Origin of the sequence: Micromonospora sp. WMMD714 (assembly GCF_029581315.1) — a bacterium.
In the GTDB taxonomy this organism is placed as follows: Bacteria; Actinomycetota; Actinomycetes; order Mycobacteriales; family Micromonosporaceae; genus Micromonospora; species Micromonospora rifamycinica.
On record NZ_CP120744.1, the window covers coordinates 4,198,700 to 4,220,849 of the forward strand.

General features: G+C 73.7%; 18 protein-coding genes. 15 read left to right on the forward strand and 3 right to left on the reverse strand.

Going from position 1 to position 22,150, the window contains the following annotated elements; translation table 11 throughout:
• Nucleotides 1-2 precede the first annotated feature (2 nt).
• The 15 genes from O7625_RS18335 (at nt 3) to O7625_RS18405 (ending at nt 15,866) form a co-directional block, all read left to right on the forward strand.
• On the forward strand, nt 3-1,208 hold the full coding sequence (locus tag O7625_RS18335) for a beta-ketoacyl-[acyl-carrier-protein] synthase family protein (protein WP_282340149.1): 1,206 nt from the start codon (nt 3-5) through the stop codon (nt 1,206-1,208).
• Nucleotides 1,205-2,263: a beta-ketoacyl synthase N-terminal-like domain-containing protein gene (locus O7625_RS18340; protein WP_282340150.1), complete on the forward strand. Its 1,059-nt coding sequence runs from the start codon at nt 1,205-1,207 to the stop codon at nt 2,261-2,263. Before O7625_RS18335 ends, O7625_RS18340 begins: the two co-directional genes overlap by 4 nt.
• Before the next feature lie 3 nt (nt 2,264-2,266).
• Nucleotides 2,267-3,385, forward strand: coding sequence for a beta-ketoacyl synthase N-terminal-like domain-containing protein (locus O7625_RS18345; protein ID WP_282340151.1), 1,119 nt, complete (start codon nt 2,267-2,269; stop codon nt 3,383-3,385).
• Nucleotides 3,382-4,305, forward strand: a complete 924-nt coding sequence (locus O7625_RS18350; protein ID WP_282340152.1) for a beta-ketoacyl synthase N-terminal-like domain-containing protein — start codon at nt 3,382-3,384, stop codon at nt 4,303-4,305. The genes O7625_RS18345 and O7625_RS18350 overlap by 4 nt, the downstream gene beginning before the upstream one ends.
• Nucleotides 4,302-5,096, forward strand: a complete 795-nt coding sequence (locus O7625_RS18355; RefSeq protein WP_282340153.1) for an alpha/beta hydrolase — start codon at nt 4,302-4,304, stop codon at nt 5,094-5,096. The genes O7625_RS18350 and O7625_RS18355 overlap by 4 nt, the downstream gene beginning before the upstream one ends.
• Entirely contained in the window at nt 5,093-6,031 is a 939-nt protein-coding gene (locus tag O7625_RS18360; RefSeq protein WP_282340154.1) for a thioesterase family protein, read from the forward strand. Before O7625_RS18355 ends, O7625_RS18360 begins: the two co-directional genes overlap by 4 nt.
• Complete coding sequence (locus tag O7625_RS18365; RefSeq protein ID WP_282340155.1) at nt 6,028-6,798, forward strand: DsbA family protein; 771 nt, start codon at nt 6,028-6,030, stop codon at nt 6,796-6,798. The genes O7625_RS18360 and O7625_RS18365 overlap by 4 nt, the downstream gene beginning before the upstream one ends.
• Nucleotides 6,795-7,532 (forward strand): class II aldolase/adducin family protein, encoded by a 738-nt coding sequence (locus O7625_RS18370; RefSeq protein WP_282340156.1) that lies wholly within the window; start codon nt 6,795-6,797, stop codon nt 7,530-7,532. Before O7625_RS18365 ends, O7625_RS18370 begins: the two co-directional genes overlap by 4 nt.
• A complete protein-coding gene (locus O7625_RS18375) occupies nt 7,532-9,097 on the forward strand; it encodes an AMP-binding protein (RefSeq protein WP_282340157.1) in 1,566 nt (521 codons plus the stop codon). Before O7625_RS18370 ends, O7625_RS18375 begins: the two co-directional genes overlap by 1 nt.
• 5 nt (nt 9,098-9,102) lie before the next feature.
• On the forward strand, nt 9,103-10,359 hold the full coding sequence (locus tag O7625_RS18380) for a cytochrome P450 (RefSeq protein WP_282340158.1): 1,257 nt from the start codon (nt 9,103-9,105) through the stop codon (nt 10,357-10,359).
• 33 nt (nt 10,360-10,392) lie between these two features.
• The gene (locus O7625_RS18385; protein WP_282340159.1) at nt 10,393-11,073 is read left to right on the forward strand and encodes a peroxiredoxin-like family protein; all 681 of its coding nucleotides are present in this window, start codon (nt 10,393-10,395) and stop codon (nt 11,071-11,073) included.
• Between the two features lie 66 nt (nt 11,074-11,139).
• Entirely contained in the window at nt 11,140-12,510 is a 1,371-nt protein-coding gene (locus O7625_RS18390; RefSeq protein ID WP_282340160.1) for an NtaA/DmoA family FMN-dependent monooxygenase, read from the forward strand.
• 76 nt (nt 12,511-12,586) lie between these two features.
• On the forward strand, nt 12,587-13,183 hold the full coding sequence (locus tag O7625_RS18395; RefSeq protein ID WP_282340161.1) for a DUF4188 domain-containing protein: 597 nt from the start codon (nt 12,587-12,589) through the stop codon (nt 13,181-13,183).
• A gap of 468 nt (nt 13,184-13,651) precedes the next feature.
• Nucleotides 13,652-14,329, forward strand: a complete 678-nt coding sequence (locus tag O7625_RS18400) for a Crp/Fnr family transcriptional regulator (protein ID WP_282340162.1) — start codon at nt 13,652-13,654, stop codon at nt 14,327-14,329.
• 250 nt (nt 14,330-14,579) lie between these two features.
• A complete protein-coding gene (locus O7625_RS18405) occupies nt 14,580-15,866 on the forward strand; it encodes a hypothetical protein (RefSeq protein ID WP_282340163.1) in 1,287 nt (428 codons plus the stop codon).
• Between the two features lie 254 nt (nt 15,867-16,120).
• Here the strand turns inward: O7625_RS18405 and O7625_RS18410 are convergent, their stop codons facing one another.
• From O7625_RS18410 to O7625_RS18420, 3 genes are all read right to left on the reverse strand, one after another.
• Nucleotides 16,121-16,525, reverse strand: coding sequence for an MmcQ/YjbR family DNA-binding protein (locus O7625_RS18410; RefSeq protein ID WP_282340164.1), 405 nt, complete (start codon nt 16,523-16,525; stop codon nt 16,121-16,123).
• A gap of 86 nt (nt 16,526-16,611) precedes the next feature.
• Nucleotides 16,612-20,427: a tetratricopeptide repeat protein gene (locus tag O7625_RS18415; RefSeq protein ID WP_282340165.1), complete on the reverse strand. Its 3,816-nt coding sequence runs from the start codon at nt 20,425-20,427 to the stop codon at nt 16,612-16,614.
• 48 nt (nt 20,428-20,475) lie between these two features.
• Nucleotides 20,476-22,149, reverse strand: a complete 1,674-nt coding sequence (locus O7625_RS18420) for a hypothetical protein (RefSeq protein ID WP_282340166.1) — start codon at nt 22,147-22,149, stop codon at nt 20,476-20,478.
• Nucleotide 22,150: the final 1 nt, after the last annotated feature.

Here is a 22,150-nt window from a genome sequence, read left to right on the forward strand (position 1 = left end):
CCGTGCGGCGTGTGGTCGTGACCGGCCTCGGCCCGGTGTCGAGCATCGGAACGGGGGTGACGGCGTTCGGCGCGTCCCTACGGGCGGGCCGCTCCGGGATCTCCCCGATCACCAGCTTCGACCCGTCCGGGTTCCCGTACCGCAACGGCGGTGAGGTCCGTGACTTCGACCCCGCCGCCTGGCTGCGCCGGCTGCCCACCGCACGGTGGGGCCGGTCCAGCCAGTTCGCGGCCGCCGCCGCGCGACTCGCGGCGGACGACGCGAAGCTCGACCTCGACACCGTGGACCGCACCCGGGCGCACGCCGTGATCGGCACGACCAGCGGCGAGTCCGTCGTGCTGGAGGCGCTCACCGCGCGACTGGTCGAGGCGGGCTTCGACGCGATGCCGCCGGAACTGGTCGAGCAGCTGCCCGCCGGTCGGTTGGCGCACGCGGTCAGCGAGGAGTTGGGTCTGCGCGGCGACTCGCTGACCCTCGCCACCGCGTGCTCCGCCAGCAACTACGCCATCGGGTACGCCTACGACCTGCTCGTCACCGGCGAGTCGGACGTGGTGTTCGCCGGCGGCGCCGACTCGGTCTGCCGATGGGCGCACGCGGGCTTCTTCCGGCTGGGCGCGCTCACCGAGCACGCCTGCTCGCCGTTCGACCGGGACCGCTCCGGCATCATCACCGGCGAGGGCGGCGCGGTGCTGGCGCTGGAGACGTGGGAGCACGCCGAGGCGCGCGGCGCGCACGTCTACGCGGAGGTGCTGGGCTACGGTCTCAACTGCGACGCCAACCATCCGGTGGCCCCGGACCGGGACAGCATCGCCGCGTGCATCCGCACCGCGCACCGCAACGCCGGCATCACCCCGGACCAGGTCGACTACATCTGCGCCCACGGCACCGGCACCCCGGCCAACGACCTGGTCGAGGCGCAGGCCGTGCTCGACGTGTTCGGGCCGCAACCGCCACCCATCAGCTCGATCAAGTCGATGATCGGGCACACGATGGGCGCCGCCAGCGGATTCGGGGCGATCGCCTCCGCGCTCGCCGTCGAACAGGGGTTCCTGCCCCCCACCGTCAACTGGACGCACCCGGATCCGCAGCTGACCGGCATCGATCCGGTGCCGAACGAGGCCAGGTCGGCCACCGTCCGGATGGTGCAGAACAACGGCTTCGCCTTCGGCGGGAACAACGCGATCGTGGTGCTGGGAGCGGCCCGATGAATCCACTGACCATCAACGGCCTGGCCACGCTGAGCGCCGCCGGTGACCGCCCGGAGGCGCTCGCGCAGCGGGTCGCCGACCTCGCCGGGGCGGCCCATCCCGGTGTCCCGGTGGGGGCGATCGTCACCGAGACGCTGCCCCACCCGCAGGGGCAGGCGCTGCTCGACTTCGACGTCCGGGCCCGGCTCGGCCGGCGCGGCACCAGCTTCTACGACCGGGCCACCGCGCTGGCCGTGGTGGCCTGCGGCGACGCCCTCGACGACAGCGGGCTGACGGTGGACGACACCACCCGGACCCGGATCGGCGTGGTGCTCGGCACCACCGTCGGCAGCCTCAAGTCCACCAGCGACTACACCCGCGAGACCCTGGTGCAGGACAAGCCGTACCTGGTCAACCCGGTGCTGTTCCCCAACACCGTGATGAACTGCGCCGCCGGCCAGGCGGCCATCCGCCACGGGCTCAAGGGGGTCAACGCCACCGTCACCGGCGGGCCGCTGGCCTTCTTCAACGCCCTGCGGTACGCCGGCAACGCGATCCGCCGCGGCTACGTCGACACCATGCTCGTCGGCGCGGTGGAGGAGTTCTCGGCGCACCGGGCCTGGGCCTGCGCGCTCGGCCCCACCGGCGGCGTGATCCCCGCCGGGGAGGGCGCCGCGGTGTTCGTGATCGGCGGCCCCGCCGACTCCGGCGGGCCGGCCGTCTGCGCCGCGACCACCGGGTACGGCCCCGACGGCACGGCCGAGCAGGCCCTCACCGACTGTGTGGCTCGCGCCCTGCGCGCCGCCGGAGCCGTACCGGGCGACGTCACCCTCCTGGCCACCAGCGAGACCGTCACCGCCGGCCCCCGCCCGCAGCGCGACGCCGCCCTGCGGGCGCTCGACGGGCACCGGCCGGCCGAGCTGGTGGTGAGCCGGGCGGCGGGTGACTGCGGCGCGGCCCTTCCCGCCCTGGCCCTGGCCGCCGCGCTGCGCGAGCCCGGCACCCGGTCCGGCCTCACCCTGCTCACCGCCCACGGCACCGACGGTGGCGTCGGCGCCGCCCTGGTCCGGCGGTAGACCATGACGGCGTTGATCGCGGCGAGCAGCCTCCGCACGTGCTTCGGCGACGGCGCGCGGACCTTCGCCGCCCTGCTGGACGGACGCAGCGGAGTGGGCGGGCTGCGGCACCCCCTCACCGCCCAGCTCAACGTGACGGCCGGCTACCAGATCGACGAGCCCGCCCCCGGGGTGGCCCTGCGGGCCGGCACCTGGCTGCGGGAGTGCGTCGACGAGGTGCTGACCCGGGCCGCCGTCGACCCGCGCCGCCACCGGGTCGTGGCGCTCGTCGGCACCGGGCTGCGGGAACTGGCCGCCGTGGAGGAGATGGCCCGCACCGGCGCGGCCACCACCCCGTCCCGCCTGCACTTCGGCCCCGCCGTCCGGGACGCCGCGCCCGACCTGGCCGAGGTGGTGACCCTCGCCAACGCGTGCAGCGCGGGCGGGCACGCCCTCGCGCTCGCCCAGGACCTGATCGAGACCGGCGAGGCCGACGCGGTCGTCGTCGGCGCCGCCGACACGACGACCACCTCCATGCTCGCGATGATCGGCAAGGTCACCCCGTCGCCCACCACCCAGGTCCGCCCGTTCGACCGGGACCGCACCGGCGTCCTGCTCGGCGAGGGCGCCGCCGCGCTCGTCGTGGTCGGCGAGACGTGGGCCGGCCCGGCCGTCGGTCGGCTCCTGGCCACCGGGCTGTCCTGCGACGCCGTGCACGAGACCGCCCCCGACGTCGACGGGATCTGCCGGGCGGTGCGCGACGCCTGGACCCGGGCCGGTCGCGGCCCGCACGAGGCGGACCTGGTGGTCGCCCACGGCACCGGCACCGCCCTGAACGACCCCACCGAGTGCGCCGCGCTGCTGCGGTGCCTGCCCCGACCGGAGGCACCCCTGGTCACCGGCATCAAGGGCGCGGTCGGCCACCTGTCGGGCGCCGCCGCCCTGGCCAACGTCGACGTGGCACTGCGCTGCCTGGCCAGCGGCACCGTGCCGCCGGTCGTCGGGCTGACGAACCCCCTGCCCGAGGGCGACGGACTCAGCTTCGTCCGGGAGGTGCACGCCCGACGGGACGTCACCCTCGCCCAGGTCAACGCCTTCGGCTTCGGCGGCGTGAACGCGGTGACGCTGGTGGAGGCGCGATGACCGGCACGCCGGCCCCCGCCGTGGTCGTCACCTCCTACAGCATCCACCTGCCCGCCGACGACCGCTTCGCCACCGCCGCCGGCCTGCCGCCAGTCGCCACCGCCGCCGGCCTGCCGGCGGTCACGCCCGGCTGCCCGGCCGACCAGGCGTACACCCTGCTCGGCCGTAAGGGGCTGCTGTACAAGGAACCGGCCACCCGGCTCGCGCTCTGCGCCGCGCACCGGGCGCTGGGCCTGCCCGACGGCGTACGCCCCGACGTCCCGCTCGATCCCGGCACCGCCGTGGTGGCCGCCAGCAACCTCGGCAACGTCGCCACGGTCGTCGACGTGACCCGCGCCGTCGCCCGCGAGGGCAGCCGGGGGGTCAGCCCGATGGCGGCACCGAACGCCTCCAGCAACGTGATCGCCAGCAGCATCGCGATGTGGTTCCGCCTCGCCGGACCGAACCTGATGGTCTGCTCCGGCGAGACCGCCGGCCTGGACGCGCTGGCGCTCGGCGCCCTGCTGCTGCGCGCCCGCCGGGCCGACCGGGTGCTGGTGGTCGGCGCGGAACCCGACGACGAGACCGCGGTGGCGGTCCGTGGCCACGCCGCCGGCGGCCCACCGCTGCGCGCCGGGGCCGCCTGCGTGGTCCTGGAACCCGCCACCCGCGCCGGCACCCCGCTGGCCACGGTGACCGTCGGGCCGACCGTGCGGCACCGCGCCGACGTACCCCCGTGGCCGGTGCCGGTCGTGGTCGGCCCCGGCCACCTCGACCCGGCCGCCGCCTGGGGCGACGGCTACGGATTCCAGGGGGTGCTCCAGACGGCGCTCGCCACGCGGCTCGTCGCCGAGGGCGCGGACGGCGTCGCGGTGCTCTGCGGCGGCACCGACGACGGCTGGCGTACCGCCCTGCTCGCCCCGCCCGGGAGGCAGCCGTGACGACGACCGTACGGCAGCTGCGGCCGCCCACACCGGACGGTCCGCTGGTGGTCTTCGCGCACGGGCTCGAGGACTCCTGGGCGAGCTGGCTGCCGTTGAGCACCGTACTGCCGTCCGACTGGCACCCGGTCGCCCTCGACCTGCCCTGGCGGCCCGGCAACGACTACCGGTGGCGGCACCGGCCCTCGGCGCAGTGGCTCGCCGACGGCCTCGACGGTCTCGACCGGCGACCGGACCTGCTGGTGGCCCACTCCTACGGCGCCAACGCCCTGCTCGAGCTGCTCTGTGCCGGCGACCGGCGGGTGCCGGACACCGTCATCCTGATCTGCCCGCTGTACCGCCCGCCGGACGTCGTGGTGACCTGGCGGTTGTTCGAACGCGCCCGACGCTCCTTCGAGCAGCACATCCACGACTCGCTGCGCAGCCGGCTCGGCACCCGGCTGCGTGCCCTGGACCCCGACGTGGTGGAACGGATGATCGCCAAGGCGTTCGACCGGGTCGGCCCCTCGGGGTTCCTGACCGTCTTCGACCAGTTCTGCGCCAGCGCCTCGATGCGGCTGGACCGGGTGACGGCCCGGGTGCTGGTACTCGCCGGCGGGTCCGATCCGACGCTGTCCCCCGAGGCGGCGCGGACCCTGGCCGACGCCATGCCGCACGCGGTGCTGTCGGTCGGCGAAAGCTACGACCACTTCTGTTACGCCCGCCAGCCGGAGGATGTCGCGTCCCGCCTACGGGCCTTCCTCGACGTGGCCCCCGTCGTCAGCGGTCATCCCGAAGGAGCAGCCCCGTGAGCACCCTCGCCCCGCCCGCGCCCACCCCGAGCGTCCTGGTCAGCCGACCGCGCTACGAGGGCGCCAACATCCGCACCTGGATCGGCTTCAAGCACTTCATGTACCTGGTGGAGGAGGCCGTCCTGAACTGGCTGCGCGATCAGGGCCACGGCGCCCACGCGCTGTTCCACCAGCACGGCCTCGGCACCGAGATCGTCGACTGCTCGGTGCAGCTGCCGGCGGTGCTGGAGGTGGACGACGAGGTCCGCGCCGAGGTGGTCGCCGGCACCGGGCGGCGGCTGCGGGTGCAGCTGTCGGTGAGCCGTGGCGGCCAGGACGTCGTGGTGCTGCGCGGACACGTCACCGTCGCGCTGCTGCCCGAGACCGACGCGCCGACCCACCGGCCCGCCCCGGCGGCGCTCGCGACCTGGGAGGCGGCCACCCTCGACGCGGCGACCGGCCTGCGTTCGGAACTCGCGCTGCCGGCCGACGCCGACCCCGCGTCGGTGTTGACGCCGGACGGCTCGGGGGCCTTCCTCTGGTCCTGGCGGGCACCGTACTTCTACTGCCACTTCTCCGACCGGGTGCAGCACTCCGGCTACGTGCGCGCCCTGGAGGAGGTCGTCGACCGGTTCCTCGCCGACCGGGGCATCTCGGTGGGCCGCATGCTGGCCGAACGCGCGTGGATCCCGGTGGTCTCCCGGGCCCGGGTACGCCTGGCCGAGCCGGCCCACATGGAGGAGACGGTGCACACCGTCTTCACCGTCGACGACGTGCTCCGGGAGATGATGTTCAGCGGCCGGATGGACTGCTGGGTCCACCGGGGCGACCGGCTGGTCCTGGTGGCCACGGCGACCATCCTGCACGGCTACGCGATCAGCCGGGGACCGGACGCCGGCCAGCTCGCCCGGCTCGACCCCGAGGTGTGCGCGATCCTCACCGGGGACCGGCCGTGACCCGCGCCCCCGCCCGCCCGCGGCTGTTCTTCTCCTTCCGCAGCCCGTACAGCTGGCTGACGGTCCGCCGGCTGCGCGCCACCGTGCCGACCGCGTTCACGGACTTCGACTGGTTCCCCTACTGGGATCCGGACGCCCGGACCGCCGAGGCGCTCGCCGCGCGCGGCGCGGAGTTCCACTACGTGCAGATGAGCCGGGCGAAGCACCTCTACCTGCTGATGGACACCAAACGCCTGGTGCAGCGCGAGGGTGTGCCGATGGCCTGGCCGATCGACGTCGACCCGCACTGGGAGGTGCCGCATCTCGGCTGGCTGGCCGCCCGCCGCGCCGGCCGGGCGGCGCCCTTCTACGACGAGGTGGTCGCCGCCCGCTGGGAGCGGGGCGAGAACATCTGCGACCCCGCGGTGGTGGCCGGCTGCGCCGAGCGGGCCGGACTGGATCCGGCAGTGGTCACCGGCGCTGTCGACGATCCGCAGCTGCGGGACGAGGGGGCGGGCTGCCTCGAACGCGCCTACCTCGACGACATCTTCGGGATCCCGTACCTCAAGTGGGGGCGGCACCGGTTCTGGGGGCTCGACCGGCTGGACGGCTTCCTGGCGGTGTGGCGGCCGGACCCGACAGCCGCCGGGGCGGTGGCCCGCAACGGTTCCGGTACGGCGGCCGCCGTCGCGGGGGCCGTTCCGGCCGAGGCGGGACTTCCCGACCGGGCGGAGGCGATCGTGGCCTCCGGCGGTTACGACACCGACACGACGGGTGGTTGCGGATGAGTTTCCCTCCTGACACACCGGCTCTCCGCCAGCAGCGCATGGCACACCTGGCCGCCACGCTGCGGTTGTTCGCCGAACTCGGCTACGACGAGGGCGCGGGTGGACACATCACCGTCCGCGACCCGGAGCGGCCCGACTGCTTCTGGATCAACCCGTTCGGCATGTACTTTGGCCAGGTCAGGGTCAGCGACCTGCTGCTGGTCGGCGCGGACGGGCAGGTGCTGGGCGGCAAGGGCCGGATCAACCCGGCCGGTTTCGTCATCCACTCGGCGGTGCACGCCGCCCGGCCCGACGTCGTCTGCGCCGTTCACACCCACTCGGTGTACGGCCGGGCCTTCTCCACCCTGGGCCGGCTCCTCGACCCGATCACGCAGGACGCCTGCGCCTTCTACGGCGACCACAGCCTCTTCGACGACTACACCGGCGTGGTGCTCGACACCGAGGAGGGCCGGCGGATCGCCGCCGCGCTGGGCCCCGGCAAGGCCGCCATCCTGCGCAACCACGGCCTGTTGACCGTCGGCGGCTCGGTGGCGGAGGCGGCCTGGTGGTTCGTCGCCATGGAACGGTCCTGCCAGGTGCAGCTCGCCGCCGAGGCGGCCGGCAAGCCGGTGCCCATCGGTCCGGAGGACGCCGAGCGCACCCGCGAGGTGATCGGCTCGCCGGGCATCGGCCGGTACAACTTCAAGCCCCTCTACGCGGGTGTCCTGCGCCGCCACCCGGACCTGCTGGACTGATGATGCCGAGTCGCCAGGACCCGCCCGCTCTCCTCGCCGCCCGGATCACCGCGACCCCCGACGCGCCGGCGCTCGCCGCCGAGGACGGCGTCCTCACCTGGGCACAGCTGGGGGAGCGGGTGCACCGGTGGCGGGCGGTGCTCGCCGACGCGGGCGTCAGCTCCGGCGACGCGGTGGCGCTGATGCTCGGCAACCGCCGGGAGGCGGTGGAGGCGCTGCTGGCCTGCCTGCACTCCGGTGTCACGGTGGTGCCGGTCAACTGGCACCTCACCGCCCCGGAGGTCGCTTACCTGCTGGCCGACGCCGGGGCGCGGCTGCTCGCCGTCGACCCGCCGCGCGCCGAGGTGGGTGCCAAGGCAGCGGCCGAGGCGGGCACCGTCCGGGCGGTCGTCACCGGTGACCAGGCGGCGTACGGCCTGGCGCCGGTGGAGCCGCTGCTCGCCGCGGCCGACCCGCGGACCGCCCCCGCCGACCAGGAGTGCGGGCAGTTGATGATCTACACGTCGGGCACCACCGGCCGCCCCAAGGGCGTGCTCAACGGTCTGTTCGTCACCGGAGCGCCGTTCGCCCGGGCCACCCGCCTGCTCGAGTACGCCACCGGGACGCTCGGCGTGCCCACCGACGGGCGGGTGCTGCTGGTCGGGCCCTGGTACCACTCCGCCCAACTGTTCTACGCGCTGCTGCCCCTGCTCAACGGCGCGACCCTGGTCGTCCGGGAACGCTTCGACCCGGCCGCGACGCTGGCCACCATGGCCGCCGAGCGGATCACCGAGTGCCACCTGGTGCCGACCCAGTTCGTCCGGCTGCTGCGCCTCGACCCGGCCGTCCGGGCCGCGTTCTCCCCGGCCAGTCTGCGCCGGATCTGGCACGGCGGCGGGGCCTGCCCGCCGGACGTCAAGCGGCGCATGATCGAGTGGTGGGGTCCGGTGCTGGTCGAGTACTACGCGGCCACCGAAGGCGGGGTGGTCACCCTCATCGACTCGGCCGACTGGCTGGCCCACCCGGGCAGCGTGGGGCGGGCCGTACCGCCGAACCGGATCGTCGTCGTCGACGACGACGGCCGTGAGCTCGGCCCCCACCAGCGGGGTCGGATCTTCATCCGCCGGCCCGGCCGCGGCTTCCACTACCACAACGCGGCTGGCAAGACCCGGGCCGCGTACCTCGCGCCGGGTGTCTTCACCTACGGCGAGGTGGGTCACCTCGACGAGGACGGCTACCTGTACCTCACCGGCCGCGCCCAGAACATGGTCGTCTCCGGCGGCGTGAACGTCTACCCGGCCGAGGTCGAGCAGGTGCTGGTACGGCACCCGGACGTACGCGACGCCGTGGTCCTCGGCCTGCCCGACGAGGAGTACGGCGAGCGGGTCGCCGCCGTCGTCGAGTGGGAGCCCGACGGCGGGCGACCGCCCTGGTCGACGCTGGACGAGCACTGCCGGCGGCACCTCGCCGGATTCAAGGTGCCCCGCTCGTGGCGGTCGGTCGACGCCGTGCCCCGCGAGCCGACCGGCAAGGTCCGGCTCGACCAGTTGCGCACGCTCTGCGGAGACGACCGATGGGAGCGGTGAGCGAGATGCCCACGACAGAACCGACGTCCACCGAGGACATCGCCCACCCGGCGACCTACGCGCGGGCGGTGCCGCACGCCGAGTTCGAACGACGCCGCCGCGAGGAGCCGGTCGGCTGGGTGCCGGAGCCGGCGCTGTGGCGGCACAGCTCCGCCGGGCGGATCCAGCAGCGCGGATCCGGGTTCTGGGCGGTGACCACTCACGAGGCGGTCATGGAGGTGTCCCGACAGCCCGAGGTGTTCTCCTCCGCCCGGCGCGGGGCGTTCCTGCACGACCCGCGTACCCCGGCCGACCTGGACTTCATGCGCCAGCTGCTGGTGAACATGGACGCCCCGCAGCACGTGCGGATCCGTCGCATCGTCACCTCGGTGTTCACCCCCCGCGCCGTACGCTCGCTCGCCGACACCGTCACCCGGCACGCCCGGGAACTGGTTGACGGGGTGCTCCAGCGCGACACCTTCGACGCCGTCACCGACCTGGCGGCGGAGCTGCCCCTGCTCGTCCTCGCCGACCTGCTGGGCCTGCCGCGCGGGGACCGGCACCTGCTGTACCGGTGGAGCAACAACCTGGTCGGCTTCGACGACCCGGAGTACGGCGGCGGGGACGTCGAGGTCTACCGGCAGACGTTCGCGGAGGCGTTCCAGTACGCGCTGGCGGTGGCCGTACGACGGCGGGCCGCGCCCCGCGACGACCTGATCAGCCTGCTCGCCACCGCGGAGGTCGACGGACGGCGGCTGACCGACCGGGAGTTCTGCCAGTTCTGGATGCTGCTGGTGGTCGCCGGCAACGAGACGACCCGACACCTGATCTCGGGCGCCCTGCACCTGCTGCTGCACGACGAGGCGCTGCGCCGTCGGTGGCTCGGCGGGCCGCTGCCCACCGCCACCGCCGTCGACGAGTTCCTCCGGGTGGTCACGCCGATCATGCAGTTCCGGCGGACCGCCACCCGGGACACCACCCTGGCCGGCACGAGGATCGCCGAGGGCGACAAGGTGGTCATGTTCTACGTCTCGGCCAACCGGGACGCCGGGATCTTCGCCGACCCGCACCGGGTGGACCTGGAGCGGACGCCCAACCCGCACCTCAGCTTCGGCATGGGCCCGCACTTCTGCCTGGGCGCCCACCTGGCGCGGATGGAGACGGCCGCGCTGCTCGACGCCGTCGCCCCCCACCTTCCCCGACTTGCCACCACGGGCCCGGTCGTCCGGCTGGAGTCCAACTTCGTCAACGGCATCAAGGTGATGCCCGTGGGCTGGACCTGAGACCCGGGTCCGGACCACTGGAGAGGAGAGTCGATGTCCCTCAACGAAAGACTGCGGGAGTACAAGGCCCGTCAGGAGGCGGGCGAGGTGCCACCGATCACGCCGGCCCACCTTGAGGTGATCTACCGGGAGGCGGAGGCTCTCGCCGCCACTGACGCGGAGGACCGGGTGCTGAAGGCGGGTGACCCGTTCCCGTCCTTCGAGCTGCCCGACGAGAACGGCGACGTCGTCTCCTCCGCCGACCTGCTGTCCCGGGGGCCGCTCGCGGTGGTGTTCTACCGGGGCATCTGGTGTGACTACTGCAACTTCGAACTGGAGGCGCTGGAGGAGATCTATCCGCAGATCAGGGAGCTGGGGGCCGACCTGGTGGCGGTGTCGCCGGTCACCATGCCCAACCTGCGGGCGGCGATCCGTCGCAACAAGATCTCGTACCGGATCCTCAGCGACCGGGGCAACGCCTACGCCCGGCGGTTCAACCTGACCTACACGATGAACCAGGACCTGCTCGACGTGTGGGGCGGCTTCGGGATGGACTTCTCGAAGATCAACGGCGACGACAGCAACAGTATGACGATGCCCGGCGTGTTCCTCGCCGGCACCGACGGGGTGCTGCGCTTCGCCTCGGCGCACGCCCGCCACTGGGAACGCACCGAGCCGGCCGACCTGCTGGCGGCCATCGAGCAGCTCAGCCTGGACCGCACGGCCCGGTCCTGACCAGCGTCACGGTCGCGCCGCCATCCGGTCCCCGGGTGGCGGCGCGACCGGTGCGAAGGGGGAGACATGCACCTGAACGTGTTCACCGAATGCTCGCCGTCGCCCCAGTTCGTCGGGATGTGGCGGGCGCCCGGCGACGCCACCGGCACCGGCTACCGGTCGCTGGACTACTGGGCCGCCGTCGCCCGTCGGCTGGAGGCGGCCTGCGTCGACGCGCTGTTCTTCGCCGACATCCACGGCACCTACGACGTGTACCGGGGTTCGTGGGCGACCGCGGTCCGGCACGCCGTGCAGATCCCCTCGATCGACCCGGTGCCGGTCGTCGCGGCGGCGGCGATGGCCACCACCGACCTCGGCTTCGCGGTCACCTACTCCACCACGTACCACCAGCCGTACGAGTGCGCCCGGCTGTTCTCCACCCTCGACCACCTCACCCGGGGCCGGATCGGCTGGAACATCGTCACCTCGTACCTGCGCTCCGCCACCGACAACGGACTCGGCGAGTATCTCGACCACGACCTGCGCTACGACCGGGCCGACGAGTACCTGGAGGTGGTCCGGGCGCTCTGGGAGCGCAGCTGGGACGACGGCGCGGTGGTCCGCGACGTCGACGGCGACGTCTTCACCGACCCGTCGCGGGTGCGCGCCATCGACCACCGGGGCGACTGGTTCACCGTGCGCGGCCCACACCAGTGCGAGCCGTCGCCGCAGCGCACGCCGGTGCTCTACCAGGCGGGCGCGTCGGGCCGGGGCCTCGCGTTCGCCGCCCGGCACGCGGAGGTGGTCTTCCTGACCATGGCCGACCCGCAGGGCGGGGCCGAGACGGTCCGGCGGCTCCGCCAGCGGGTGGCCGACGCGGGACGCGACCCCCGGGGCGTCCGCGCCCTGCAGGGCACCATGGTGATGGTGGGCGCGGACCGGGCCGACGCCAAGCGCAAGGCCGCGCAGTACCACCAGTTGTGGAGCCCGGAGGGGCAGCTGGCGAAGTGGTGCGGCTGGATGGACGTGGATCTGGCGGCGTATCCGGAAGACACCCCGGTCGACGCGGTGAAGAACCAGGGCAGCCAGTCGTTCCTGGGCTTCCTGCGCGGGCTGAGTCCGGAACGGTCGTGGACCATCGGCGACGTGCGGTATCTGGTGTCCCGCCCCCGCCGGGCCCGCCGGGACGCGCCGATGACCCTGTTCGGCACGGCCGAGGAGGTCGCCGACCGGATGGAGCAGTGGCTGGAGGTCGCCGGTGTCGACGGCTTCAACCTGATCCCGTGCAGCCCCTCGGACGGCCTGGGCGACATCTGCGACCTGCTCATCCCCGAGCTGCAGCGGCGGGGGATGTTCCGCACCGCCTACCGGGGCGGCGAGACGCTGCGGCAACGCTACTTCGGGGCGGACGCCGGGTCGCCCGCGCCGGTCGACACCGAGGCTTCGCACGTGTCTTGACGTGTCTTGTTCGGTGACAAGAGTCATTGCTAGTGTTCCGTAGTATTCGATCCGTCTCTCGAAAGGATGTCCCGGCATGGGCAAGAAGCCAGTCGTGGGCCCGAGGATGACCGCCGAGATCGAGGGCGACTTCGCCGTCTTCATGACGGGCATGCGCGTCAACAACTTCTTCAAGGTCAAGCGCTGGCTGCCGACCTTCTGGTCGATGGGCGGCGTGCTGAAGGCGATGTGGGCCGACCAGGAGACGACCGGCGCTTTGCACGCGCACGCCTACTGGGGCAACCGCGGTGCCGTCATGATCGTCTACTTCCGCAGCATCGAGCACCTGGAGCGGTTCGCCAACAACCGCGAGCTGGCCCACTCCAAGGCTCTGCAGGACTACTTCCGGCGGATGAAGGACAACCCCGCCGTCGGCATCTGGCACGAGTCCTACGTGGTGCACGACGGCGAGTACGAAGCCGTCTACAACCACATGCCGGAGGCCACCGGCCTCGCCGCGGCGGGGGAGTGCGTGCCGGTCAGCCGCCGGGGCAACAGCGCGTCCGCCCGTCGGGCCACCGGGGCGCAGGTCGCGGCCCGGGCGGTCGCCGCACCGGGACATGACCTGGATCCGGTGACCCCGGTCGTGGACGAGATCTTCCCGGCGGCCCCCGCCGACCGCAGCGCCGCCTGACGGCCCCGGCCGGATCCGCCTGCCGCCCCCGGCCGACCCTGGCGTCGCTGGACAGCCCCGGTCCGCCTGGCTGCCGCCGGTCCGGCCCGTAGGGCCGCCAGGGCGACCCCCGGGCCGGTCGTAGCTCAGCCTGCCGGTCCCCGGGTCGGTCGTAACTCAACCTGCCGGCCGCCGGGGCCGCAGCGCTGCCTGCCGACCGCCGGGCCGGCGCGGCGGGTGACCGCCCCGCCCGGTCCGACCGGCGACGCTCCCGGGAGCGGGTGTCCCCGGATCCGCGATTCCTCCCGCCCACCGCCACCCCGGTCGTCGGCGTCGGTGGCCACCCCGCCACCGAGGTGACCGACACCCGCGACACCCGGACGACTCTCTACTCGTCTTTACGGGTATTTATGAGTCTCCCTGCCTAGTGTCTGCCGTGCCGCTGTGATTCTCTCTAGGAGTGCTCTGCCGGGTGGAAGGTGGGCCGACGTGACACAAGCAAAATCCCTGTCGAGGCTCGACATCTCGGACTTCCGGGCGCTGGCGGCGCGGGTGCCCGGAACCTCGCTGATCGAGGTTTCCCGTAACAGCCACGTCTATCACGGTGGGACCTGCGACGACCACGTCTACGTCGTGGAACGTGGCCAGGTGAAGACCCAGATGGTGGCCGCGAGCGGCAAACGCTGCCTGCTCTCGGTGCACGTGGTGGGTGACCTGTTCGGCGAGATCGCCCTGCTCGGTCTGGAACGCCTGGACTCGGCGATCGCGCTGACCCGGACGGTGCTGTTGCGGGTGCCGGCAGCGCGGGCCGCCGCGGTGCTGGCCGCCGACGGCTCCGGTGACGTGCTCGCCCGTCACCTCAGCCTCCGGCTCCGGCAACAGCAGCAACAGGTGGCGGACATGGTGACCCTGCCGAGCGAGTTGCGCCTCGCGGTCCGCCTGCTGGACCTCGCCGAGCGGTTCGGTCAACGCGGCCCGGACGGCACCCGCGTGGACATCGCGTTCACCCACGAGGACCTGTCCGAGATGGTCGGCACCACGCGTACCCGCATCGGCCAGTTCCTCAAGCGGTTCCGCGAGCTGAAGGTGGTGGACTTCACCACCCGGTCGCACCTGACCGTCCACGAGGAGCGCCTCATCTCGTGGATCTCCAACCCGACGCACTGACTGCTCATTACTGAGCAGACCGCCGGACCTCCGGCGGTGGAAGATCTTCCCAGGAAGACCCATCGTCCAGGGAGGTCACATGAAGAAGCTTGTCGTTCGCAAGCTGGAGCCGATCAAGACCAGTGCCAACGCGGACTGCGTGCCCGCGGCCGCCTGACACAGGGTTCACGATCGGCGGGGATCGGGGTGAGTGATCGCTCCGGTCCCCGCCGATCGCCGTATGCACCACGGAACTGGAAGGAATCGCCCCATGGCCGTCAACACGGCTGAGTCCGTCGTCACCGTCCGTCCGTTCGTCTCGACCGTCGACGGCTCGGACGTCATCATCGGCGACACCGGCCGCAAGGTCTATCTCGCCATTCCGGCCGAGGGGCTGGACATCCTGAACGCGCTCGCCGAGGGCCGGACCATGGCCGAGGCGGCCCGCATCTACGAGCGCAAGCACGGCGAGAGCGTGGACGTCGAGGACTTCGTCGCGGTCCTGGCCGACGAGGGCTTCGTCGTCCGCGGCGAGGAGCCGAAGGCCGCCGCCGAGCCGGCTCACCAGCACGCGCACCAGATGATCCGGCGGTGGAGCTTCGACTGGATCCCGGAGGCCACCGCGCGCCGGCTCACCGGCCCCGCCGTGATCCTGCCCGGCCTCGCGGTCATCCTCGCCGGCGTGGCGTTGGTGATCGCCGACCCGGGGATGATCCCCGGCTCCCGGGCGCTGCTGTTCGAGGGCGGGAACTTCGCGGTGCTCACCGTGGTCAGCGTGACCCTGGCGATGATCGGGTTGTCGCTGCACGAACTCGCGCACGCGATGGCGGCCCGGTCGGTGGGTGTGTCGGCGACGCTCGGCATCAGCAACCTCATGTACGTCCTGGTGGCCCAGACGGACATCAGCGGCATCTGGATGGCCTCCAAGCGGGCGCGGTACAAGGCGTTCCTCGCCGGGTTCTTCGTGGACGCGTTCTTCGGCTCCCTGCTGATCGCGTTCATCTACGCCACCCGGCACGACCTCGTCGCCGTACCCGGCTGGGCGAGCCTGCTGGCCAGCGCGGCCCTGCTCACCTTCCTGGTACGCATCGGCTTCCAGTTCTTCTTCTACCTGCGGACCGACGTCTACTACGTGATCGCGACCGCGCTGAACTGCCGCAACCTCATGTCGGACACCGAGCGGTTCCTGTCCAACGGGTTCAAGCGGCTGACCTTCCGCCGGGACAAGGTGGTCTCGCAGGCCGGCGTCCCGCGCGGCGAGATGCGCAAGGTGCGGGTGTACGCGGCGGTGTGGGTGTTCGGGCGGATCTTCGGGCTGTTCGCCCTGGTGTTCACGATCCTGCCGTTGCTCTGGGTCTACCTGGAGCAGTTCGTGCTACTGGCGTTGGGCGAGCCGACCCGGTTCTCGTCGGCCGACTTCGCCACGGTCGCGGTGCTGGCCGGGCTGCTCAACGGCGGCGGCCTGGCGATGTGGGGCCGCAACCTGTGGCGCGGCTGGCGTCGTCGGCGCGCGGAGGACGCCCGAACGCTCGCCCGGCAGGCCGCCACCGCCGCCTGATCGTCCGACCGCGGAGGACGCCCGGACGCCGGACCGCGACCGCCGGCTGACCGTAGGGGACGCCCGGATGCTCGACCGAGCCGCCGGCTGACCGTCCGACCGCAACGCCGGGCACCGCACGGTGCCCGGCGTTGCGGCTTCGGTCAGAGGACCGGGTGGCCCTCACCCGCCGACGGTGGGTGCCGCAGCGCCCGTTCGCCGGGCGGGTCGCTACGCCGTCGTGGCGGTCGCCGCCGCTCCGGCCCCGGCCGGGCTCATGCCGGGGATCGCCGGGAGTCCAGCCGGGCCACCCGGCGTGGCCCGGCCGTCCGCCGGTAGCTGGCGTCGAGCAGCTCTACCACCTCGTCCCAGTCGGTGTCGGCGGTCAGGTCCAGCCCGATCCACCCGTAGGGGCCCAGGTAGGCCGGCACGTAGCAGCGGTCGTCCGCCACCAGCGCCGCCCGTTCGCCGGGATCCACCAGCACCAGCACCGAGTGTTCGTGCTGCCGGTAGACGCCGTCGACCTTCACCGACCCCCCGTAGTACGCGAAGACCTTGGTGGTGAAGAAGGCGGGATGTCCGTGGGAGATCTTCTCGGCCGCGTCGGGGAAGCTCAGGGCGAGCGTCCGCAGCCTGCTCAGGAGGGGATCTGCGTCGTCGAACATGATCGGGTGCGGCATACCGGAAGGGTAAGCACACCAGGGGCGACCGTGGTGCCCGACCGGCCCGCACCGCCGGGTCACCGGCCGCCGGGGATCCGGCGGTGTCACCCGACGAGGCGTCGGATCTCGTCGACGGTGGCGGCGGACGCGCGCCGCAGCGCCACGTAACCGGGGTCGTGCCCGGCCATCTCGTCGTAGACGGCCCGCAGATGGTCCAGTGCCTCGACGGCGGCAGCGCCGGGTGTGCCGCCGCGCAGGGTGTCCAGATGCCGGTGCTCGGCCGCCAGGAGGGCGGCGAACCGGTCGTCGACCGGGGCGGTGGGTCGGATCTCCGCGCCGGCGACCAGCTCCACCAGCGCGCGGGACTTGGCCCGCTGTACCACCGCGTACGCCTCACCGACCGCCTCCCGCGCCAGCAGACAGCGCACCAGCCCCTGGTAGGCGCCCTGTCTGCCGCGCACGTAGCTGATCCGGGAGCGGTCGTCGTGCGGTCGTTCCCCCCGGCTGGCCTCGATGAGGTCCACCGCCTCGGCGTACAACGGCTCGGCCTCGGCCAGCTCGCCATGGGCGGCGTACAGGCCGGCCAGGCTCTGCGTGGCGGCAGCGGCGGAATCGAAGTGCCCGGCCGGACGGGAGATCGCGAGGCTGTCCCGGTACGCCGCCACCGCCTCGTCGACCCGGCCCAGCGAGCTCAGCCGGCCGGCCAGGTTGGCCAGGGTGGTCGCCTGATCGAGGCGGTCACCGGTCGACTCCTTGGCCCGGAGCACCTCGGCCAACAGGTCGAGCACCTCCGTGTCCTGCTCCGGTGGCAGCAGATGGGTCAGGTCGTTGGTGGCCCGGGCCCAGCCCTGTTCGTTGTTGTTCTCGCGGTACAGCGCGGCGGCCCGACGCATCAGCAGCATCGCCAGCGAGCGGGCACCGTCCTCCGTCGGAATTCGGTCCAGCGGCAGACCGCTGCGGAGCAGCGGGCCGATCAGCCGGAGCAGCTCACCGCTGCCGGTCAGCCGGAGCAGCTCACCGCTGCCGACCGGCCCGAGTTCCCCGGTGGCGAGCCGGCCGAAGAAGCCGCCGAGGGTGTGCAGTGCGGCCGCCTGGGAGTTGCGGTGGCCGGTGCGTACCGCGATCTGCCAGGCGCGTCCGTAGGCTTCCACCGCTGCCGGCAGGTCACCCAGGTCCTCGTACAGGTTTCCCCGACAGGCCTGGATCGGCCCCTCGGCGAGGGTGCTCTTCGGGCCGGGAACCCGGCGGACCACGGCCAGCGCCTGCTGGAGGTCGGCGAGGGCGCGGTGGTGGTGGCCGATCGTGGCCCGCACCCGGGCTCGTGCGGTGTACGCCTCGGCCAGGAGGATCTCCCGGCCGTCGGGTGCCGCCCCCCACGCGTCGACGAGCCGGTCGTAGCCGGCCAGCGCTGCCCGGAGTTCACCCCGCTGTCGATGGACTGCGGCGAGGACCGTCGCCGCGACCAGGGCCTCGACCGTCGCGCCGGACCGGTCCGTGAAGATCTCCTGAGCGGTGCGGGCCCGGTCGAGCGCCCGGTCGAGGTCCCCACCGGCGGAGCTGACCAGGGCGTCGGCCAGCATCAGCCGCGCCCGGGCGTGCTCGCTCTCGGTCGGCAGCCGGTGGGCCAGCACCACCCAGCGGCGGGCCTGCTCGACCTCCGCGGCCGGGACGTCGATGCCGAGCGGAGCCGGAGCGCGCTGCGGGAGGGCCTGACCGACCAGCGCGGACGTGCCGGCGTAGGCCCGACGGGCCGCGTCGAAGGCCGTCTCGCGGATCAGATGAGGCACGATCGGCTCGACGGCCACCTGTTCCCTGCCGGCCGACACCTCCGAGGGCTGGCGTCGGCCGCCACCGGGCGGTCCGGCGACCGCGAGTTCCACCAGGCGCTCGGCGGGAACCAGGGCACTGGCCGGGTCACCTCGGCCCAGCAGCTGGGAGACCACGTTGTTGAGCAGCGACACCGCCATCTCGACGGATCCCTCGCCGACCCAGCGGTCCACCGCCTGGCAGACCCGGCGCAGCACGTCGTCCACCGCGACCCCGTGTTCGAGGGCGCCCCGGAGTTCGTCCGGGCCGAGGCCCGGCTCCCGGTCGAGTGCGGCCCGCACCCGCAGCGCCACCGTCTCGGCGGCACGGGGCGGCGGCGACGGGGCGAGCCGGATCTCGTCGACGACGGCCCGGACCAGCGCCGCCTGCGGGCCGGTCAGGTTCGCCGTCAGTGCCCTGACGTCGATCCGACTGGCCGCACGGCGCGCAGCGCGGCGATCGGCGCGGCTGCCGGCGGAAGCGCGGAGGGAACTGCCGAGTCCGTTGAGGACGATGGTACGAACCGCCGCGAACAGCGGCCCGAATCCGGGGAGGCCGAGGCCGGCGTCCAGCCACCGCCACACCTCCGCCAACGCGGCAGGACGACCGTGCGCGGCGGCGGCGATGGTCCGGACGAGTTCGCGGTGCCGTTGCCGCGCGTCGTACAGCGCCGCCGGCAGGTCCGTCGGAGCCGCCAGCAGGCGGGTCCGCCCGGCCAGGGCATTCGCAGCGTGGCCGACGATCCGGGCGGCGGTGTCGTCCAGTCCAGTGACGAGCCGGTCCGGATCGCGGACACCGTCGGCGATGGCCCGCAGCGCGGCGACCAGTCTCGTGTACTCCGGACGCTGTTCCTGGAGGGCCAGGTACTCGTCCAGGGCGCGGCGGGCCTGGTGGTCGCCGTTGACCGCGGCCACCAGGGTGGCGACCGCCGGCTCCCACCGGCGCAGCGCCCTGGCGGCGGACCGGCTGCCGGCCGACGACCGCCCGCGCAGGATCGGCACCAGTTCGGCGAGGGCCGTGGCGACCCCGTCGGCGTCGAGGCCGAACTCCGCCGTCAACGCCACGAAGTCGACCCCCTCCACCCGGTCGACCTCGGCGACCAGCCATCCGACGCCCACCGCGTCGAGCAGGTCGTCGCCGGGCGCCCGGGCGACGATGTCGCCGACCGTCGCGTCGAGTTCGGCCTCGTGGTCGGTGAGGCGGTGCAGCACGGCGGCGGCGAGCCCGTGCGCCAACCGCCGTGCCGCCGCCGATGCGGGCAGGTAGGCGGCGAGGTGCCGGTGCGCGGTGGCGACCGTGTGCCGGTCCGGACGGCGGTAGGCCATACCGAGGGCGGCCAGTTGCAGCGCGACGGCCGCTTCCCGGTCCCCCCGCGCCCAGGACACCTGCCCCCGGCCGCCCAGCACGCGGGTCAGGCCGGGTCCGTCGTCGGCGTCGGTGAAGACCTCCTGGCAGTACAGCAGCACGGTGTCGGCGGCATCGAGTTCACCGACCTCCCGCAGCGCGGCCGATCGGCTGAGCTGTGCCGTGGCGATCTCGACCGGTGTCGCCCGTCGGGCGTCGAGGAGGCTCAGGTGCAGGTCGCTGAAGTAGAGCGCGTCACGCCACCGCCCCAGAGCGACGACGGTGCTGCGGCCGACATCGACGAGCACCTCCAGTACCTCGTCACCGCCGACGACCTCGTCGACCCCGCTGTCGACCCGGTGGGCGGCCTCGCCGACGGCCGAGGCGGGATCGGGCAGCAGTTCGAGCAGGAGTTCCGCGATCCGGGGCAGGGCCTCCTCGTCGTGGCCCAACTCGTGCAGCAGGCGTAGGTGCTGCACCTCGGCGGCGTGTCGGCTCCACGGCCCGACCGGTGCCCTGTCGGCCAGGTCACGGGTCTGCTCGTTGGCGGCGAAGGCGGCCCGGAACCGACCGGTCCGGACCAGCACCTCGGTCAGGTTCAGGCTCGCCTCGAAGGCACCGCGCAGGTCCGCCTCGCGCAGCCGGTCGGCGAGCAGCCCCCGCAGGGTCCGCTCCAGCTCCGGCAGCGGCAGTTCGTCCAGCAGACGCCGCAGCCCCTCCGGTCCGGGTCCGTCGTGCCGGCCGGTCCGGGCATCGCGGTCGCTGGTCATCGGGCTCCCTCCGTCGCTGGTCACCGGGCTCCCTCCGTCGGTGGGCGGTCAGTCGACGACCACGTGCACCGCACCATCGGCGGTGAGGGCCAGCAGCCGGTCGACCCTGGTGCTGGAAACGGCCACCACCAGGGGGTACGGATCGCGGTCGAGCCGGTCGAGCACCAGTACGTCGACGAAGCGCTCCGGCGGTGCCGCCGGCCCCGTCTCCGGTGTCGCCGGCACCACCACCAGGGTCACCCGGGCGCCCCGCCCGAATCGGTCGGCCAGGCCGGCGGCGGGCAGAGCGACGATGCTACGACCGACCAGCACCCCGTCGGGCAGCTTCGGCCCCAGTTCGCGCGTGTGCAGCGGCCGGCCCTTCGCGACCGCCCGAACGGTGTAGCGGCCGAGGGAGTTGCCGTCCGGTCGTCCCCGCACGTCGGCGGCGGTCAGGACGTGGAACGCCGGCAACGACCGGGCGGCCACCGGGGTGCCGTCGGCACGGCCTGCGGCGACCGCGGCCGCCACGCCCCCGAGCAGCCCGACGGCCACGAGTGCGACCGCCCGTACCGGCAAGGGACGGCGCTGACCGGCGGTGCCCGACGCGACCACGGCCGCGGGAGCACTGGCGGCCGATGCGGCGGCGGTCGGGGGAGCATCGGCGGGCGATGCGGCGAGGGCCGGGGGAGCATCGGCGGGTGATGCGGCGGCGGTCGGGGGAGCGTCGGCGGGTGACGGCGTGGCCGGCCCCGGCTCCCGGGACGCCCCGGACGGCACCGTGGCCGCCGGCCGGTGCGGCCCGCTGACCCCCGCCGGCCCGCTGCCCTCTGCCGGCCCGTTGCCCTCTGCCGGCCCGACGGGCTGCGGATAGCGCAGGGCGGCGGCCCGGTCACTGTCCGGCCAGCCGGAGTACCAGACCTTGCCGAGCTGGAGCCACTGCTCCCGTTCCGCGCCGAAGCTCGGTGGCAGCTCCAGCCGCATCGCCTCCAGCAACGCGAACCGGTGCACGTCGAACGCGGTCCGGACCAGCTGCGCGTACGGCACCGCCGCCCGCGCCGCCGCCCGGTAGCCCAGCAGGGCCACCCCGATCCCGCCCCACACGCAGGCGAGGGCGCCGTACCAGGGCAGGACCGCCGCCGCCAACCCGCCACCGAGCAGTGCGAAGCCGGCACCGAGGACACTGATGGTCACCGCCGCCTCCAGGCCGGTGGCCGCTGCGGAGAAGGTGGCGACGAACTGCTCGGGCAGCACCACGTAGAGCCGCGGCCAGGCGGCCACCCCGTCCAGGCCGTACCGGTCGGCGTGCTCCTCGGCGGCGCGTAGCGTGTTGCCGAGCCGGGTGGGCAGCACCCGGTCCGCCCGGCGCGGATAGCCGAGGAAGAGTGTCGGGTCGCCGCCCGTCCGGCCGGCGTGCACCCGCTGGTGGCGGGCGGTCATCTGCCGACCGAGCCAGGTCAGGCCGGGCAGCGCCGGCCAGTAACCGCTGAACAGCCGGAGCAGGTCGGTACGGTAGCCGGCCAGCAGTTGCCCGAGCAGGATGGTCAGCAGGGCCAGCGCGACGACCAGCGCGGAGCTGCCCTCGGTGCCGAGGCCGCCCCACCAGACGCGGGCGGCCCCCCACCCGACCCCGGCCACGACCACCGTGCCCAGCGCGCCCACGAAGACCAGCACCGGTAGCCAGACCGTGGTCAGCCGGCGACGGTCCAGCAGCGCGGTCGCGGACTCGAAGAGGACGCCCACC

Coding starts and splice junctions, on each gene's coding strand:
- O7625_RS18350 (WP_282340152.1), top strand. CDS start 3,382: ATGACCGGCACGCCGGCCCCCGCCGTGGTCGTCACCTCCTACAGCATC.
- O7625_RS18385 (WP_282340159.1), top strand. CDS start 10,393: ATGTCCCTCAACGAAAGACTGCGGGAGTACAAGGCCCGTCAGGAGGCG.
- O7625_RS18410 (WP_282340164.1), bottom strand. CDS start 16,525: ATGCCGCACCCGATCATGTTCGACGACGCAGATCCCCTCCTGAGCAGG.
- O7625_RS18370 (WP_282340156.1), top strand. CDS start 6,795: ATGAGTTTCCCTCCTGACACACCGGCTCTCCGCCAGCAGCGCATGGCA.
- O7625_RS18340 (WP_282340150.1), top strand. CDS start 1,205: ATGAATCCACTGACCATCAACGGCCTGGCCACGCTGAGCGCCGCCGGT.
- O7625_RS18405 (WP_282340163.1), top strand. CDS start 14,580: ATGGCCGTCAACACGGCTGAGTCCGTCGTCACCGTCCGTCCGTTCGTC.
- O7625_RS18390 (WP_282340160.1), top strand. CDS start 11,140: ATGCACCTGAACGTGTTCACCGAATGCTCGCCGTCGCCCCAGTTCGTC.
- O7625_RS18395 (WP_282340161.1), top strand. CDS start 12,587: ATGGGCAAGAAGCCAGTCGTGGGCCCGAGGATGACCGCCGAGATCGAG.
- O7625_RS18345 (WP_282340151.1), top strand. CDS start 2,267: ATGACGGCGTTGATCGCGGCGAGCAGCCTCCGCACGTGCTTCGGCGAC.
- O7625_RS18415 (WP_282340165.1), bottom strand. CDS start 20,427: ATGACCAGCGACCGCGATGCCCGGACCGGCCGGCACGACGGACCCGGA.
- O7625_RS18375 (WP_282340157.1), top strand. CDS start 7,532: ATGATGCCGAGTCGCCAGGACCCGCCCGCTCTCCTCGCCGCCCGGATC.
- O7625_RS18380 (WP_282340158.1), top strand. CDS start 9,103: ATGCCCACGACAGAACCGACGTCCACCGAGGACATCGCCCACCCGGCG.